Origin of the sequence: Ruminococcus sp. NATIVEDY160 (assembly GCF_045819885.1) — a bacterium.
GTDB lineage: Bacteria > Bacillota > Clostridia > Oscillospirales > Acutalibacteraceae > Ruminococcoides.
This window is the reverse complement of the sequence record NZ_CP162391.1, coordinates 1,593,314-1,611,801: the sequence shown is the minus strand read 5'-3', so window position 1 is coordinate 1,611,801 and position 18,488 is coordinate 1,593,314. Positions and strand designations below refer to the sequence as shown.

11 protein-coding genes and 1 tRNA gene are annotated in these 18,488 nt (G+C 39.8%); 11 read left to right on the top strand and 1 reads right to left on the bottom strand.

What is annotated here, in order from left to right:
- The first annotated feature begins 31 nt into the window (after nucleotides 1-31).
- The 8 genes from AB1I49_RS07910 (at nucleotide 32) to AB1I49_RS07875 (ending at nucleotide 13,643) form a co-directional block, all read left to right on the top strand.
- The gene (locus AB1I49_RS07910) at nucleotides 32-1,249 is read left to right on the top strand and encodes a site-specific integrase (protein WP_407720629.1); all 1,218 of its coding nucleotides are present in this window, start codon (nucleotides 32-34) and stop codon (nucleotides 1,247-1,249) included.
- A 174-nt stretch (nucleotides 1,250-1,423) separates the two neighbouring features.
- Nucleotides 1,424-2,356, top strand: coding sequence for a DUF4268 domain-containing protein (locus tag AB1I49_RS07905; RefSeq protein ID WP_407720628.1), 933 nt, complete (start codon nucleotides 1,424-1,426; stop codon nucleotides 2,354-2,356).
- Between the two features lie 477 nt (nucleotides 2,357-2,833).
- The gene (locus tag AB1I49_RS07900) at nucleotides 2,834-3,826 is read left to right on the top strand and encodes a hypothetical protein (protein ID WP_407720627.1); all 993 of its coding nucleotides are present in this window, start codon (nucleotides 2,834-2,836) and stop codon (nucleotides 3,824-3,826) included.
- Between the two features lie 47 nt (nucleotides 3,827-3,873).
- Nucleotides 3,874-5,826: an AAA family ATPase gene (locus tag AB1I49_RS07895; RefSeq protein ID WP_407720626.1), complete on the top strand. Its 1,953-nt coding sequence runs from the start codon at nucleotides 3,874-3,876 to the stop codon at nucleotides 5,824-5,826.
- Nucleotides 5,827-5,975: 149 nt separating this feature from the next.
- Nucleotides 5,976-8,618, top strand: a complete 2,643-nt coding sequence (locus AB1I49_RS07890) for a type I restriction-modification system subunit M (RefSeq protein WP_407720625.1) — start codon at nucleotides 5,976-5,978, stop codon at nucleotides 8,616-8,618.
- On the top strand, nucleotides 8,612-9,805 hold the full coding sequence (locus AB1I49_RS07885; protein WP_407720624.1) for a restriction endonuclease subunit S: 1,194 nt from the start codon (nucleotides 8,612-8,614) through the stop codon (nucleotides 9,803-9,805). The genes AB1I49_RS07890 and AB1I49_RS07885 overlap by 7 nt, the downstream gene beginning before the upstream one ends.
- Nucleotides 9,805-12,936: a type I restriction endonuclease subunit R gene (locus AB1I49_RS07880; RefSeq protein WP_407720623.1), complete on the top strand. Its 3,132-nt coding sequence runs from the start codon at nucleotides 9,805-9,807 to the stop codon at nucleotides 12,934-12,936. Before AB1I49_RS07885 ends, AB1I49_RS07880 begins: the two co-directional genes overlap by 1 nt.
- A complete protein-coding gene (locus tag AB1I49_RS07875) occupies nucleotides 12,936-13,643 on the top strand; it encodes a M48 family metallopeptidase (protein WP_407720622.1) in 708 nt (235 codons plus the stop codon). The genes AB1I49_RS07880 and AB1I49_RS07875 overlap by 1 nt, the downstream gene beginning before the upstream one ends.
- A 394-nt stretch (nucleotides 13,644-14,037) precedes the next feature.
- Here the strand turns inward: AB1I49_RS07875 and AB1I49_RS07870 are convergent.
- Nucleotides 14,038-14,113: transfer RNA gene (locus AB1I49_RS07870), tRNA-Trp, on the bottom strand.
- Between the two features lie 622 nt (nucleotides 14,114-14,735).
- On the opposite strand from AB1I49_RS07870, the gene AB1I49_RS07865 reads away from it, so the two are divergent.
- The 3 genes from AB1I49_RS07865 to AB1I49_RS07855 all read left to right on the top strand — a co-directional run bounded on the left by AB1I49_RS07865 (nucleotide 14,736) and on the right by AB1I49_RS07855 (nucleotide 18,041).
- Complete coding sequence (locus tag AB1I49_RS07865) at nucleotides 14,736-14,978, top strand: hypothetical protein (RefSeq protein WP_407720621.1); 243 nt, start codon at nucleotides 14,736-14,738, stop codon at nucleotides 14,976-14,978.
- Between the two features lie 80 nt (nucleotides 14,979-15,058).
- Nucleotides 15,059-16,384 carry an IS1380 family transposase gene (locus AB1I49_RS07860; protein ID WP_407720620.1) on the top strand — a complete coding sequence of 442 codons (1,326 nt, stop codon included), beginning with the start codon at nucleotides 15,059-15,061 and terminating at the stop codon, nucleotides 16,382-16,384.
- 277 nt (nucleotides 16,385-16,661) lie between these two features.
- The gene (locus tag AB1I49_RS07855) at nucleotides 16,662-18,041 is read left to right on the top strand and encodes a caspase family protein (RefSeq protein ID WP_407720619.1); all 1,380 of its coding nucleotides are present in this window, start codon (nucleotides 16,662-16,664) and stop codon (nucleotides 18,039-18,041) included.
- The last annotated feature ends 447 nt before the right edge of the window (nucleotides 18,042-18,488 follow it).

Genomic DNA, 18,488 nt, shown 5'->3' with positions numbered 1-18,488 from the left:
ATTGTTGAGCTAAAGAAGGGAGTGAACTGCCATGTCACAACGTGAAATACTCACAAACGGCAGCGCATTTAAGCGCACCGACGGTCGCTGGTGCGGCGTTGTCTGGTACAAGGATGAGCACGGCGAGCGAAAGCGCAAGAGCTTTTCCGGTACCACGAAAGCGGAAGTCAATAAGAAAATGAAAAAATATATCGTGGAGTTCAACGAGGATAAAAACGATTCTGTAGAATCCTTAAAGACCTTGCAGGAGAGTTTGCAGAATTGGTTACAGGTTTTCAAGTTCCCGGCAGTGGAACGAACGACATACGACAGAGCGGAATCCATCGCCAAAAACCAGATCTATCCTCAACTTGGCAAGAAGGTCGTCGGCGATATCACAGCCGCGGATATCAAAAAGCTGCTCAACTATTGGATGACCGAGGGCTACGCTTACACGACGGTCAAGAAGGTTTATACGCTGCTCAACGAGTATTTTCGATACCTTTATCAGCAGGAAATCATTAAGAAAAACCCGATGGCAAACGTGGAAATGCTCAAGAAAGCCAACTTTATGTCAGCCCAGGGCAAAGAAAATCTCCCTCCGACGGAGACCATCACGGTCTTTTCAGAGGAAGAAATTGAAAAGTTCAAGGCGGAAGCATTCAGTGTGTTCGGCAACGGCAAGAGAAAATACCAACAAGCGGCAGCGTATATTCTGATGTTGAACACAGGATTAAGAACGGGCGAAGCCCTCGGTTTACTCAACTCCGACATCGACTTAGACAACCGCGTCATGCACGTTCAGCGCGGTGTGAAAGAGGCTTCCAAACGCGAAGGCGTCACCGGAAAGAGTGGGCGAGAGGTGATCGTCGGCAAACTCAAGAGCGCCACCAGCAAACGCGACATCCCTCTTAACGATACAGCAATAGAGATGATCAAAGACCTCCGCAAAGAATTCTACTTCGGCGAGGACAGTCCTCTGATCCCCGACGACCACGGCGAAGTCACCCGACCCGTCAACTTCCGCAAAAGATTCTACAGAATCCTCACCGCCGCCGGCATAGAAACAAAAGGTCTCCACAGCCTCCGCCACACCTTCGCAACCCGATTGATCAACGGTGTCAAAGACAAAGACGGCAAAATCAAATCCCTCACCCCCAAGCAAGTAGCCGACCTCCTCGGCCATACCACCTCGGAAATCACCGAACTCTACTACGTTAAACGCGATACGAATATGCTCAACGGGATCACAGACGGGTTTGAGTTGTAAGAAATCAAAGCGATTTTTCTCCTCACGCTCAAATTGTTTCATACTATTTTCGATAAATCATTGCAATAATTCTATGAGTGGTGTAAACTAAAAATAGCTTTGGTATACTCTACCAAAGAGCAAAATATGAACGGTGGTTTAGTTTGTAACTGCTTGGGGAGGACTAGGAGCAAAATGAAACTCGGTAGAATAAAAGAGGTTGATATACGTTCTGTATGGCCGCATGAGCAATATGATTTTTCAAAGTGGCTTGCCGAAGAAGAGAACATTCGGGCTCTTGGAGAAGAAATGAACCTCTCACTGACGGATGTTGACACGGAACGGTTTGTTGGCAGTTACCGTTGTGATATTATCTGCAAAGATGAACTCACAGGCAAATCCGTTCTGATTGAAAACCAACTTGAGCAGACGAATCACGACCATCTCGGAAAGATTATTACTTACGCTTCCGGATTAGATGCCAGCGTTGTGGTATGGATTGTGGCGAAAGCCAGAGATGAACACGCCAGTGCGATCGAATGGCTGAACAAACACACTGATGATGACTTATCATTTTTCTTAATTGAGGTGCATGCATATACCATTGGCGATTCCGCTCCTGCGCCGATGTTCAAGATTGTCGAGCAGCCAAATGATTTTGCCAAAACCGTCAAATCAATTGCTCATAAAGGAGAATTGAACGAAACACAAACAAACCGAATTCAGTTCTGGACACAGTTCAATGATGTGATAGAACAAAGAGGTAAGCCGTTCAATAAACGCAAGGCGACACCTGATCATTGGTACTCCGTTGCAATCGGTTCATCACAATGCCATATTTCGATAGATTTGGTGAACAAAGAACATAGAATCAGAGTTGGAGTTTGGGTTCCCGATAATAAGGAATTGTATGATAATTTTTTTGAACACAAGGATGAAATCGAAGATATTGCAGGTTGTCATTTCGTTTGGGACAGGCTCGATGGTAAAAAGGCTGCAATAATCTGCACATACATTCCCGGTTTGAATTACAACAAGCAAGATAATTACCCGGAACTGATGAATAAGATTGTTGATTTAGTTATCGTAATGCGTTCTGCGTTTACTCCTTTTATCAACAAATCATGATACTATTGAGGAATTTGCCTGGTACTTACTGATCAATTCTACTAAAGAAAATAAGGTGTCAAAACAGTGGTTGTAAGTAAAAGAATAACCTATCAGTGATGTATTAGATACGTATGCCAAAGCTTTTGCCTAAGAAAACCACCTGTGCATTTTGTATACGTTTACAGTGATAGCGGGGCGGATAACTATATTAAACAAGCTGATGAGGAAAGCTTTCAAGAAATAAGTTTTTCTTCTTGACAACTCAAACAAAAGATAATAAGAGATATTTATCGCAATATTTGTGATGCGGTAAACAAAGATAACTCTATACTCCGCAGTGACTGTTTTAAGTCATAGCGGAGTAGTTTTATTTTTGAATATATTCAAATAGGAATCAAGTATTACTTTAGACGTAAGTGTTGTATTATTTATGTTGAATTATTTGTTGCGCAGTCTATATATCTATGGTAATATGAGAATGTGAGGTGGATTTACATGATTTTTATTGATTTAAGAGATAAAGTTGACAGTAATGCTTTATCAAAATATTATAGCATATTGACTGATAAAATGGATGATGAAAAAAAGAAACAAATTGAAAAATGGTGTCAAGATTATCTTAGAAAAGATAATGGAGAGCCGTATTCTTTTGAGGAAGTTGTCAAGGCTGACTATAGTGAATTACAAAAACTAAAAAAACAAATTGATGATAATCATTTAGACCAATACAATTGTTTTTTATACAACCACAATAAAGTATATAAAGCAGAAAATAAAAAAAGGAAAAGAAAAAAGAAAAATGAAAATGAAAAAAAGAGAAATTCCTGTTATATAAAAGACACATTGTATAATAGTCTAAGTTCGAAAAATAAAGAAGCTAAACTGCTTTTATTAAAGAAAGTGGGAATATCTGTATGTCCATATTGTAATAGAAACTATATTTTTTCAAATGAAAATGTCATCACTTGTCAACTGGATCATTTTTTTAGCAAGGAGAAATATCCAATACTTGCAGTTTCATTTTTCAATCTTATACCATGCTGTTCAACCTGTAATAGGTTAAAGGGAACAAACGATTTTGATTTTTATCCATACGATCAGAAAAATAAAGCAATAGATATTATGAGATTCTCTTATAAACCCATCAATTCGGATTTTTTAAGAAATAAAAACTCAATAATTGTTGAAACAACTCCGACGGAAGATTTGTATTCTGATCAACTCGAAACGCTTAAAATTTCAAAGTTATATGAATTGCATAATGATATTGTTTTCGATATTATTCGAAAATCAGAAGTGTTTTCGGATGTGTATATAAACAGTTTACGAACAAGTTTTCCTCAGATTTTTTCTTCTTCCGAAGAAGTCAAAGAGTTGTTATTTGGAGTTCCTCTTTCCAGAGATGACATACATAAACGACCATTATCGAAGCTTACACAAGACATTGTTTTTGAAATAAATGAAGCAAGAAATGATGAGAGTCATTAACGACTATTATATTTTTTGAGATTATTATAAAGAAAGAATGAGTAAATATGGAGTTATTATATATTTGGATTAATCAGAGTGAAAATAATGTTTTTGAAAATCAGGGTATAAATTTATCTCCCGAATTCAATTTTGTTGTGGATGTAACCGAAACTGGTGTATATTTTAAAGAAGATATGAATTGGCAGGGTGTTGAATCGATTTTTAAGACTGATACTATTGTAAATGTAACAGCAGTTGTTGGTAAAAATGGTGCGGGTAAGACGACCTTGCTAAAGTTTCTTTACCAAATGCATAGGCAAATAAAGAGTTGTATTCCTGGAGCTGAAGGGAAATTCGACTTGCCCGAAAATGAGTTGATCGTGGTTGGTAGAGATGAAGGATCAATTGTCGTGTTTTATAACACAGGTAAGGAAAATTTTTATAATGAAACTTCATATTTATCTTGCCAACTCAAAATGGATATGTTTTCGGATGAAAATGTAATGAAGCTCTATGATTTATTTGATTTGTTCTTTACGAATAGTAACTATTCCAGTGAGGATAGGCTTAGGATAGATCTGGAAGATAGTATTAAATATTTATCTATTGCAAACAGCGATATAGAATATATAAGCAGAGCGTTTTACAGGAGAGTCCTGGACTTAAATCATCCAGTTAATTCCGATGATTATAATCATCTAAATCATTGGGCGCAGATTTATTTACAAAACGAGTTAACGACCAATGATTTTCAAAGTGTTTGTGATAATTTGTATTACTTCAAATTGATTGAGGACGAAAAGTTTGACAATTACATGGGCAAGAAATCAACTGTGATTTATATAAAATACCGTAATATAGTTGGTCTTATGGAAGAAAGAAATCCTGACTTTAGAAAATCAAATCCGGATGAAAGAACAACCAGCAACAACCTTTATCCATTTTATTGTGCAATTGAAAAGTTTTTCAGTAGTTTAAATGAATTACCACCTAATAAATTCTTAATGGTTTCTTTATCGATTACATTGGTATTTGAATATTGTTTGTTTTATAATCATGAAGGAATGCCTTCTTTTGATGGTTTGTTGGACAATGAAATAGAGTGGATTGAAAAAATCATTGACACTGATGAAGAATACTTTATAAAAGCAATAGCCGAACTAAAATCGTTCATTGCAATTATAAAAAATAGCGAAATTCCAGATAACGGTTACAGACCAAGAGATATTCCAAGCTACAAAGACTATGTTATAATTAATTATGATAAAAGCAAGTTGAATTATAAAGCATTCGTGAATTTCATTAATGAATTGTTTAATCAGGATAAAGTGTTTGTATTGCGGTATATTAAGTTTGATAATATGGGAATGTCTACAGGTGAACGAGCATTTCAAAACCTTTTTTCAAGACTAAATCTTGTCCCTAAAATGAACACTGTTATTGCAGGAGATTACAGGTATTCTAATAACTATTTATTACTAATTGATGAAATAGATTTGTATTTGCATCCTGAGTGGCAACAAGAGTTTATTAGTGTTTTACTGAATGAGCTTGAAAAGCAATTTCCGGATAAAAAAATCCAACTGGTGTTTTCAACTCATTCTCCTTTATTACTTTCTGATATACCAAAAGAGAATACAGTTTATCTCAGAGGTAACGACGGAAAAACAGTCGTAGATAACCGAAGCCAACACAAACAGACCTTTGGTCTAGATATATATAATCTGTTAGAGGATAGCTTTTATATCGAAAACTATTCAATGGGAAAATATGCACTGGATTATATAAACAGTATTATAAATATATTGCTCGATGAAAGTCACAACTACAGAGAGTTTGAGATTGAGCAAATTGAAACCCTCACCCAAAGAATAAATCTTATCGGTAATGATGTTGTAAAGAATAAATTAAAGACAATGCTTCTGCAATGTACTAAAGACAAAAAAGATTATCAAATAAAGTTATTAAAAGAAAAGCGTGATAATTTGAATAGACAGATTGCAGAATTGGAAGATTAGTGGCAAGTGTGTGACTGAACAGGTATATTCTGTGCTGCAGATTAGTTATAGTTGATTAAATTGTAAACTCAACTTACAATAATGTGACCGCTTTGCTTGCAAAAATGTGATAAAATTATATTAATTATAACATTTTGCGGGGTAGGAAAATGGCAGTAAAGAAAAGTGAACTATATAGCTCTCTCTGGGCAAGCTGTGATGCACTCAGGGGAGGCATGGATGCTTCTCAATATAAGGATTATATTTTAACTTTGTTGTTTGTAAAGTATGTATCAGACAGATACAAAGGTGTTGACTATCCTGATATTGATATACCTGAAGGCGGAAGTTTTGACGATATGGTCAACCTAATAGGAGACAAGAATATTGGTGAAGGCGTCAATAAGGTTATCGCGAAACTTGCTGAAGCGAATAACCTTAGAGGCGTCATTGATAAGGTTTCATTTAACGATCCTGACAAGCTCGGAAAAGGCGAAGAGATGGTCGATAAACTCGGAAAGCTAATCAATATTTTCCGCCGTCCCGAATTAGATTTTTCGGGCAATCGTGCTGAGGGCGATGATCTGATCGGAGACGCATATGAATATCTGATGCGTAAATTTGCTACAGAAAGCGGCAAAAGCAAGGGTCAGTTCTACACCCCTGCCGAGGTTTCCCGTATTCTGGCGAAGATCATCGGAATATCTAAAGAAAAAGATCGCAACGCGACTATTTACGATCCGGCATGCGGCTCTGGCTCACTGTTAATTCGCGCCATCAACGAGGCTCCCGTCTCTCTTTCCGGCTACGGACAGGAGAAGGATACGACTACAGCAGGATTAGCGAAGATGAACGCCGTACTGCATAACCTAGCTACCGCAGAAATCCGTCCCGGCAACACATTTTCAGATCCTCAGTATTTTGAACCGAACACAGATAATACGGTGCTCAGAAGATTCAATTACATCGTAGCCAATCCACCGTTCTCCATTAAAAACTGGACTGATGGATTAAAGAAAGAATACGGTCGGTTTGATGGGTACGTTGAAAGACCGCCCGAAAAGAACGGCGACTATGCATGGCTGATGCATATCTTAAAGTCTCTGAAACGAAACGGTAAGGCTGCTGTTATTTTGCCTCACGGTGTATTGTTTCGTGGAAATGCTGAAGGAGATATCCGTAAAGCGTTGATTGAAACAGGATATATAAAAGGCATTATTGGCTTGCCCGCAAACTTATTCTACGGAACGGGTATTCCAGCGTGCATTATTATCATTGACAAAGAATGCGCCGATGAACGCACAGGAATCTTTATGATCGACGCCAGTCGTGACTTTGTAAAGGACGGTAACAAGAACCGTTTGCGCGAGCGTGATGTATATAAAATCGTTACGACCTTCAACAATCAGATCATTGATGATCCGCATTATGCCAGATTTGTTCCTTATGACGAGATTAAGGGCAAGAACAAGAACAATTATAACCTGAATATATCGCGTTATATTGATTCCGGTATTGAGGAAGATTTTCAGAACATTGAGGCACATCTCAAAGGAGGCATACCTGCTTCTGATATCGACAGCATGGCCGTGTACTGGAGAATCTTCTCTGAGCTCAGAAACAAGCTCTTTTCTCCTCTGCGCGAGGGGTATTATCAACTGAATTTACCGAAAGAAGAAGTTCGCGAGCTGATCTATTCCGACGCAGAGTTCACCGATTATTCCCAAAAGATCGGGGACGCGTTCACTGCATGGTGTGATACTGTAGACGAAAAACTCCGTAATCTCACAAAAGAGGATAATCCAAAGCGGTTGATACTGTTTCTTTCTGAACAGATTTTGTCATTGTACGAATCGCTGGAGCTCATCGACAAGTACGATGTCTATGAAGTGCTCATGGAGTATTGGCAGGAAACAATGTCAGATGACGTCTATTTGATTATTCATGACGGTTATAAAGTTGGTCGTGAACTCAGCTATGAGTATGTTACGAAAGAAAAGGAAGAAAACGGCGAAAAGATTACTGTCGTTACCGATAAAATAAAGAGTTGGGATGGCAAGCTTATCCCAAAGGATATTATTATCAACGAATATTTTTATGAGGAAGCAAAAGCAATTCAAGCAGCTGAAATAATTGTTGATGATACCAAGGCACAAATAGATGAAATAATTGAAAGCGCGGAAGAAGGTTCTGCTCTGAAAGAGGCTATTGATGATGACGATAAGTTGCCAAAGGCATTGAAGAAAGCAATTGATAAAATCCGTGACAAGATCGAAACGGAAGAATCGGCAGAGCTAAAAAAACTGCTTCAAAAGCTTCCCTTAAAGAAGAAGGAGCTGGAAGCGTATGTCAATAAGCATCCTCTGTGCGAATTGGCGCGCAATGATAAGGGTAACATTAATAAATCATCCATTAACGCCCGAATCAGCGTTATCCGTGAGACTGCACCCGCTCCAGAAACTGACGCGGAAGATTATGAGCAGTTGATGACGCTATATCGTTTGATCGAAAAGAACGCAGAACAGTCAAAGCTTGTCAAGGATTTACGCGCCGCTCTGGAAGAACTGGTCAAAGCGCGTTACGCTGCGCTGACGATCGATGAGATCAAGGAACTGACCGTCAACAAAAAGTGGCATTATTCCCTCTATAACGGTATTGACATGCTCTATGAAGCAGTCTCTCACCGGATGACTGACAGGATCCTCGAGCTCGCCGAACGCTATGAGGATACACTCCCCACGCTCGAATCCTTAGTCAGTAGCTATGAAGCCAAGGTGAAGTCTCATCTGGAAAGGATGGGATTCAAATGGTAGAACGTTGGGAAACTGCAATAATCGGTGATTATCTGGACTTCAAAAACGGACTGAATAAAGCCAAAGAGTTTTTTGGCTATGGTACACCTATTGTCAATTACATGGACGTTTATCATAATCGTTCCCTTGTCAAAAAAGATATTAATGGAAGAGTATCTCTGTCTTTAAATGAAATCAATCGTTTCAATATAAAAAAGGGAGATGTATTCTTTACAAGAACATCCGAAACACCGGAAGAAGTCGGTATATCTTCTGTTCTTCTTGAAGACATTGAAGATGGTGTATTCAGCGGTTTTGTTCTGCGCGGAAGACCAAAGAATAATATGTTCCTTTCGGAGTATTGCCGCTATTGCTTTTCTGAAAAAAGTATACGCGAATCAATTGTTCGTAACTGTACCTATACGACGCGTGCATTAACAAATGGAAAACAACTATCTGCTATTAGAATCTCTGTTCCTCCAAAACCTGAGCAAAAAGCAATTTCATCTGCTCTATGTGACATAGATAGTTTGATTGACAATCTCGAAAAGCTGGTTGAAAAGAAAAAGAATATCAAGCGGGGCGCAATGCAGGAACTGCTGACCGGTAAGCGCAGATTACCTGGATTTGACGGGGAATGGTTAATGGCGTCTATAGGTGATTGTATTAGTTTTCAAGTTGGCTATCCTTTTTCATCTGAGTATTTCAATAAGCAATCAACAGGTCTACGTCTAATAAAAAACGGTGATTTGAAGAATGACGAAAATGTATTCTATACCACGGAACAATACAAAAATGAATACTTGGTGAATAATAATGATATTCTAATTGGAATGGATGGAGATTTTCTTCCGTGTAGATGGAAAAGAGGAACAGCATTATTGAATCAGCGAGTTGGTAGATTAATCGCTAAGAATGCTGATCTATTATTTGTTTATTATTTGTTATTTAAGCCACTGCAAGAAATACAAAAAGGAGTCGGCGCTACTACTGTAAAACATCTTTCTCATAGCAGCATTGAAAAACTAACTGTATTTATGCCATCAACTATTGAGGAACAAACAGCTATCGCCTCCATATTATCCGACATGGATAATGAGATCGAAGAACTGGAAAAGAAGCTCGCAAAATACCGTAATCTTAAGCAAGGTATGATGAGCGAGCTGCTGAGCGGTCATATCAGACTGACAGAAAAGGAGGGCGCGTAATGGACAGAGTAGGAAAGCCCGAATCTGTGACGCAAAAGAGAGTGATCAACTTCTTTCAGACCGAGCTAAAATACGATTATATCGGCAATCTGAGAGATGATGAGAATACCAATATCGACAGAGCTAAGCTGACAGCGTGGCTGACTGACCACGGTTATACAGAGGGGCTTGCGGTCCGTGCCGTTGATGAACTCGTCAAAGCGTCGACGAACCTCCAGAACGGTCTGTATGCCGCTAATCAAGAGGTTTATCGTCTGTTGAAATACGGCGCACAGGTCAGAGAAACCGTCGATGAAAACCAGACCACCGTCTATTTTATCGACTGGGATACCCCGGGGAATAATCTCTTTGAGATCGCCGAAGAGGTCACTATCATCGAAAATAACGAGAAGCGTCCCGATCTGGTCATCTACATCAACGGTATCGCCGTTGCGGTGATCGAGCTGAAAAAGAGCACCGTCTCCGTCTCAAACGGTATCCGTCAGAACCTGACCAATCAGCGCGGTATGTTCATTGAGCCTTTCTTTACCACTATCCAGTTCTGTATGGCGGGCAACGACAGCGAAGGTCTGCGCTACGGTACCATCAGAACTAAAGAGAAATACTACTTGGAATGGAAAGATGACGGCTTCAAACAGTATTCTGAAGAACGCCACGATCTGGAGCTGCGTATCGAAGAAAAATGCACCGATATCCGTAATCCCCTCGACCGCTCCTTGTATGCGATGTATAACAAGGCGCGCTTTCTGTTGCTGATACACGACTATATCATTTTTGATAAGGGACAAAAGAAGGTTTGTCGCTATAATCAGTATTATGGCATCAGACGCGCCCAAAAGCGCCTTGCAACAGGAAAAGGCGGTATCATCTGGCATACGCAGGGCGGCGGTAAGACGCTCACTATGATCTGGCTTTCCAAGTGGCTGCTGTCACACAATCCGAAAGCCCGCGTGCTTGTCGTTACCGACCGTGATGAACTGGACGAGCAGATTGAAAAGAACTATAAGGGCGTTAATGAAAAGATCATCCGTACAAAAAGCGGAAAGGATTTGCTGACCAGACTGAATTCTCACGAGGACAGACTACTGTGTTCGCTGATTCATAAATTCGGTAAGCGTGGCGGCGAAGCGACCGACAAAGATTATGACAGGTACATAGAAGAGCTGAAAGCGTCGCTCCCTGCCGGATTCAGCGCAAAAGATGAAATTTATGTTTTTGTAGACGAGTGTCACCGCACCCAGTCTGGCAAGCTGCACCTCGCTATGAAAACGATCATGCCCAATGCGGTACTTATCGGCTTTACAGGTACACCGTTACTGAAAAAGAATAAAGCGACCAGTATTGAAGTTTTCGGACGTTTTATCCATACTTATAAATTCAACGAAGGCGTCGATGACGGCGTTATTCTTGATTTAAGGTATGAATATAGAGATGTTGCGCAAAAGATCATGTCACAGACCGCCATCGACACATGGTTTGATGCCAAGACACGTGGCTTGATGCCTCGTGCTAAAGCCCGCTTAAAGCAAGCATGGGGAACGATGCAATCGGTATATAGCTCCGGTTCGCGCTTAGAGAAAATCGCTTTGGATATTGTCGGTGATTTCGGCACCAAAGCACGTCTTGCAAATGGAACGGGTAATGCGATCCTCGTAGCGGACGGTATTCTCAGCGCCTGCAAGTATTATGAGATTTTCCAGAGACTGAACTTCAAAAAGTGTGCTATAATCTCTTCTTACGAACCAAATATCAGTGATTTGCGTACCGAAACAGTCAGTGATGAAGATGAAACAGATGCTTTTGAGAAATACCGCATTTATCTGACAATGCTCGGAATTGACCCGGATTCGGGCGATACGGCGGGTATTGCTAAAAAGGTCGAGGAATTCGAGACCAAAGCAAAAGAGAAGTTCATTGAAGAGCCAAACAATATGAAGCTGCTGATTGTTGTCGATAAGCTGTTGACCGGTTTTGATGCGCCTCCCTGTACCTACCTGTATATTGACAAGAGAATGCAGGATCATGGATTGTTCCAAGCCATCTGTCGCGTTAACCGACTTGACGGTGAAACCAAGGATTTTGGTTATATCGTTGATTATCGTCAGCTGTTCGGCGCATTGACCGACGCTATGAACAAATACACCGCAGGCGCCTTTGAAGGATATGCCGAAGAAGATGTTGAAGGTCTCCTTAAAGATCGCAAGGAAGAGGCTAAAACTCGCTTTGAAATGATTCTGGATGAGCTTGATTCACTTTGCGACGGAGTACCGATTCCCAAGGATGAACTAGCTTATCAACAATATTTCTGCGGTGAAAATGGCATTGATATTGATGACGATGAAGTGTATACAAGATTGCGTGAAAGGCTGTATCGATTGGTCAACGCGCTCATTCGTGCCTATTCCGAATTCAAGCCGATTATGACCGAATTTGAGTATTCTACCGAACAGCAGGAGAAGTTGGATAAGGAAGTCAACTTTTATGTAGCGCTGAAAGCACAGATTGGACGCGCCAGTGGAGATTTCATCGATCTCAAAGCATATGAGCCTGATATGCGTTTCCTGATTGATAATTACATTGTATCTGAAGGAACGGAAAAGATAGGGGACTTCGACGACTTTACGCTGTTGGATTTCATCCTTGACCAACGTGAAAAGCTGACGGGTGAAAACTCTGACAGCAGAAAGCAGGAGAGTGCCGCAGAAACAATTGAGAAGAATGTTCGCAAAAAAATTGTGGAAAGGCAATTGGTCAATCCAAAGTACTATGATAAAATGTCAGCTATTCTTGATAAGCTAATTCAAGAACGCAGACAGGGTGTTATCGATTATGCGGAGCTTCTCAAAAGATATATTGATTTGGCGCGTAATGTTACCAAGCCTGAAGAAAATGAGGATTACCCGGAAACGGTACGGCATACCGCTGCACTGCGAGCATTATATGATAATACAGGATATAATGCTGATTTGGCTATAGATCTTCATGAGGCGGTTCTTCGTTCCAGAATGGATGGATTCCGTAATAATCCTGTAAAAGAAAAACAAATAAAACGAGAGTTATATAAGATTCTTAAAGACAAAAATGAAGTTGAACGTATATTTAAAATAATTGTTGAACAAGAGGAATACTAATGCTGATTACCGTAAATGACATAGATGTTAATGTCATTAAAAAACCAATCAAAAACTTGCATCTCTATGTAAAGCCCCCCGATGGACGAGTAGAGGTTTCTGCACCATTGACTATGCGTGATGAGAGTATTGAGATGTTTGTACGCACTCGAATCGGTTGGATAAAACGGCAGAGAGAAGAATTTGATGCACAACCTCGCCAAACAAAAAGGGAATATGTGTCTGGAGAGGCTTTCTATGTTTGGGGAATCCAGTATTACCTTTTGGTGAATTACAGCAACAAATGCAATTCGCTGATTCTTGATGGAGATAAAGCAATCCTCACCGTCCGTAGAGAAAGTACCGCAGAACAGCGTGAGAGATATGTTAACGAATGGTACCGCGAGATTTTAAAAGTCGAGATTGAGAAAGCATTACCTAAGTGGGAAGGCATTACCGGACTTCATCCTTCATCGTGGCAGATTAAAAATATGTCTACAAAGTGGGGAACCTGCAACATTAATACACGAAAGATATGGATTAATCTTCAGTTGGCAAAAAAGACATATGAGTGTCTTGAGTATGTTATACTTCATGAATTAATTCATCTTGAAGAAAAGAACCATGACTCATCATTTATAGCTAAGATGGATTCTTTTATGCCAAATTGGAGAAGTATAAGAAAATCACTTAATGAACAGATTTTAGATTACTTGCCTATTTATTGATTGAATTTGTAAAATCTGGCATTTACTGAATTTGATATAATTATATTGAGGTTTTCGCTTAGTACAGTTTTCATTTTCATAAAATTAGAGTCAAAAATTGCGACGCTAATCAAAGATAACGCAAAACTCCGCAGCACCTGAAAAGATGTTGCTAAGTGATTTCTAGGAGAAAACTGCGAATAATTACGTTATTAGCCTGCTGAAAACTGCTGCTATTTTGATGCTATACCGGACGGAAACGTTGGATTTGTTGCCGCCGGATGCACTTTTGCTGCTCATTTAAAGCATCAAAAAGGCATTTTTAGACCGTGCGCCGTGAGATTTTCAAGTGAGAATAGCAAAAAGAAAAGTCCGAAAAATGGCTTGTTCAAGCCGTTTTTCGGACTTTTGAGTTTGGCAGGGGCAGAAGGACTTGAACCCTCGGCACGCGGTTTTGGAGACCGCTGCTCTACCAACTGAGCTATACCCCTAAATATGTAATCGCTGCAAATGAACACTTGTCACTTGCAGGAAATATCATAACACAGACACGCGGTTTTGTCAAGATGTTTTCTTGATAAAAACGCAGAAACGCAATTCTTTTGCACGTACTAATCCGGAAAACGCACGTCTGCCGCATGCGAGTGGTAATCTTGTATGATAAACTATGCCGCACTTTCACACGCGCTTTCCGTGGTCTTTGACCGCTGCCCGGATATGTTCGATATCTCACGTTATGCGAAAGAAATTTCAGCGGCTGCGATGTGGCAGCCATTAAAGAAAAGTATTGATTGTTATTGCCATAGATTCCGATACGTGGTAAAATAATATAAAATAGTTATAGAAGATTACATCTAGCTTGCGTTTGTGCAATGGGGATGCTAAGTAGAAGACGACATAGACTAAACCAATAATTTATTTGTATATTCAAGGAGTTAGATGTGGACACTAAACATGAAATAATGGAATTTATAAACCAAAATTCAAATAACGGAGCTCTTTTAGTTACGGGTGGGGTGTGGCAAAACATATTTAATTCAAGACATTACTTCGCAGTTAAACAACAGCAATAAGTATCTGGCTGTTTCAATTTCGTTATACGGAATAGATTCCATGGAAGTGGTTCACAATGAAATAAAAAACAGAGTGTTTTTAATAGAGGATTCGATAAAAATTCCAGATAAGCTAAAGAATCAGCTTAATAAAGTAAAGGATTATGCGTTAACAGAATCCACCATCTTAGGTGAGCATTTCAAGATAGCTAAACCTAAATTATTCACGCAAGTGCCGGTAAGGACCCCAACACCGGGGAAAACACTGATAAAATCGAAAAACGGGCTTTCACCTAAAAGATGAAGCCCGCAGGGTATGGAAAAGGGACTTCAAATTTGGTATAATGTAGTTACCACAACAACAAACCAAAGGAGAGAAGTCCCATGGCTATTATATCAGAAACAGTGTTGGAAAGCAATAAGAAAATTCGCGTAAATTTCGATGGCGGCAATCTTTCTTCGGATGGCGGACTGCTTTTGCTCAAGGAGTTTTATCACAAGCTGGGCGTCAATTCGCTGCTCAGAAATCGTTTCCGCACAACGGACACTGCTTCATTCCGAATCCACAAAGATCATGAGAATCTTTTACAGATGCTCTATCAGATTACCGGCGCCTATTTTCAGGACGATCACGCCGACAGCCTGAGAAACGATCCTGTCCTGAACGCTGTTATCGGCAAAACCGCTTTAGCCTCTCAGCCTACTCTGTCCCGTTTTCACAACCGCATGGATGAACGGAGTTTACAGCAGTTGGAAGAGATACAGCGGATTCTTCGCAGAAGAGTCTATTCTGTCGATAAACCGGAGCACATTCTGTTCGACCTCGATTCCACCTTGCTGGCTGCATATGGCACGCAGGAAGGCGAAGCGTTCAACTACCACTACCAAGCCCACGGTTATCATCCCCTGCTTTGCTTCGACGGAATGACCGGAGATTTACTGATGGTAGAACTGCGCCCGGGAACGCAGTATTGCAGCAACGGAGCAGCCGCATTTATGCTGCCGCTTCTGGAGGAATATCAGAGAGATTATCCTCAAACAGCGCTCTTTGCACGAGGAGACAGCGGTTTTGCCACTGATGAGCTCTACAGCCTGTTTGAAACGAACGGTACCGGCTATGTCATTCGGCTCAAGGAAAATCCGGTACTGAGAAGACTTGCTCAAGACTTGGACTCTGAACTGTATGATCTTACCCGGGAGGACACTGTTTCTCATGCCGTCGTGTATGGTGAATTTCTGTACAAGGCGGGTTCTTGGGATTACCCCAGACGCGTCGTCTGCAAAATCGAGAAGCCTTACGGTCAGGCGATTCACATGCATACCTTTGTTGTGACCAATATGGAATCATCTCCTGAGGATTTGATCCGCTTTTACTGCAAGCGCGGAAATATGGAAAACTTCATCAAGGAGTGCAAATCCGGATTTGATATGAGCTATGTCAGCAGTTCTTCCATGATTGTCAACGCCAACCGGGTTCAGATTCATGCGCTTGCATACAATCTCTTCAACTGGTTCCGCCGCCTGACACTGCCTGAATCCATGCGAAAGGATCGTATCGACACTGTCAGACTCAAGCTGTTGAAAATTGCAGCCAGAATCGTCAGCTCCGCGAGATATGTGTATTTTAAACTGTGCAGTTACTGTCCGCATCAATCCCGGTTTTTCGAGACTCTCGCCAATATTAAAAAACTCAGTCCGCAACTCGAATAGACGTTACCCCGTGTACCTTGACAGCTTCAAAGAAATCCCGTTCAAAAATTATCTGACCCCCAAGGGAGTAGTGCGCCTTTTTTCGGTGGAAAACTTTGCAGGATGTCAGTGATATTGATGTCTGATAATGCACAACCATTTGCAGATGCAGTTTCGGATGTGCATGAATAATTCAGGCTAAATAATACTGAACTAACATTACATTAGCAAGATTTCTTTTTCGTAGAAATAATTATATCGTGTTACAATTTTGTGAATACTTAGGCAGGAGATCAATATGAATAAAAAAGCAATACTTTTCTCAGCTGAACATTATAATGAATCACATCTGTTTTATGATAAGGATCTCAATTTACCTGTTTCGAAGCATGATGTGTTTGCAATGAATAAAAGGCTAAAACAAATTGGCTTTGAAGTTACCATTTGTGAGAATTCAACTAAAAGCGAATTTTTTGAAAAACTACAAGCACAAGTTGAGATTTCACCTGAAGATTCTATCCATGTTGTGTATTTCTCAGGTCATGGAGGTCACTTTGAAGGTGATAATTATGTTTATCCAGTGGATTTTACAACAACATATGAGTTAAACAGAAGCATTGATGAAGCTGCGATAAATATCAAAGATATTATATCCATATTTGGCAATAAGGGTCGTTTAATTCTTATAATAGATGCCTGTAGGGATGAGTGGGAGATTTTCTCTGGGAACTATTCAGAGATGGCCACAACTGAAAATGTATATATTGCGTATGCAACAATGTTTAGCAATAAAGCTTTTTATGATAAAGGAGGGCTTAGTTGGTTTACAGAAGCGATTTGTGATGAGATACTATATCCAAATATTGATGTTGATAGTCTATTTACTAACGTTAGAAGAAACGTGTTCTTTAGACATGGTACACAGATACCCTCTAGTGTAAATGCTTTGTTAGAACCCGTATTTTTAAATGAAAGAATCGATTATGATCCAGAAGACAAAATGATTTATGATTTTGTTGAAAAATATGGAGATGAATACAATGAGAAATATGGTTACTTTCAAGGTGATGACTTGATTTTTATTGATGCTGCGCAATTCTTTGGAATAAGCTTATTGGATACTATTTGGAAATATATAAAAGTTAACAATGTTTTGGCTGAGAAAAAAGGGATCAAAATGCCGGCGCTACCTGAAAAAGAACAAAAAATAGTTACATTTTTAGGGTTTATAAAATCTCCAAAATACTTTAGCCATGATATTAGTCACACCTGGTATTATAATGGCAGACAAATTCGAATGGGCGAAATACCACCCCTGCCTCCTAGCATGCAGAGAAAACTTCCAGAAGAAGGAAAGGAATTGTGTGTCTTGTTTAAAGTACATATTGATGAAAGCTTTGTATACTTAAAAACAAATCTGCCAAATGGAGTGGGGCTTTCATTAAAAACAAATCTGGATAAAGCGTTTCGAACAGCGCACGTTAAGGATGGAATGATAACAATCTGCAAAGACGAAGGTGTTTCATCTATCCAGATTGACTCCACTTTACATGATTTAAATGAGGAATCAAAAAATATAGTTGGAACAGCAGGACGAAATCTTGTTGGAGGGTATGTAGAATATCACCCAATATATGGTAATCAAATTATTGCAAAATTTGAAGTTGATCAAACTTGATTACCATTCGCTGAAACTAACTATAGATGATGCCTATAACCTGTGATTTCAGAGTGTCATACAACGGATTTTGAGAAATAATTGACTCCAGATCGAGTGGATTTTGAGGTTGTTTTTATACGTTTTCGGGCGGGTACTACTCAAGTGATGCTATGGTACTGCTATCAGAAAAATTTGGTCAAAATCTTCTCGATTATTGCGCCGAAAATCGCTTTCATTCTGCTGTGAAGAGCTATGCACTGATTGCAGAAGAAATCGGTTTTTAAACCATTGTTTCGGGTTTTGGCAATAAAAATAGGCTTTATACGAAGTCACTTTTAAAGTTTGAAGACCGATGTTCGGGCATGTTCGATATCACACGTCTTGCGTAAGAAGTTTCAGCAGCTGCGATGGGGCTGGGTGATTCGACAAAAATCGGCAGTAAATGCTCTTGACACGTTTTTGTAT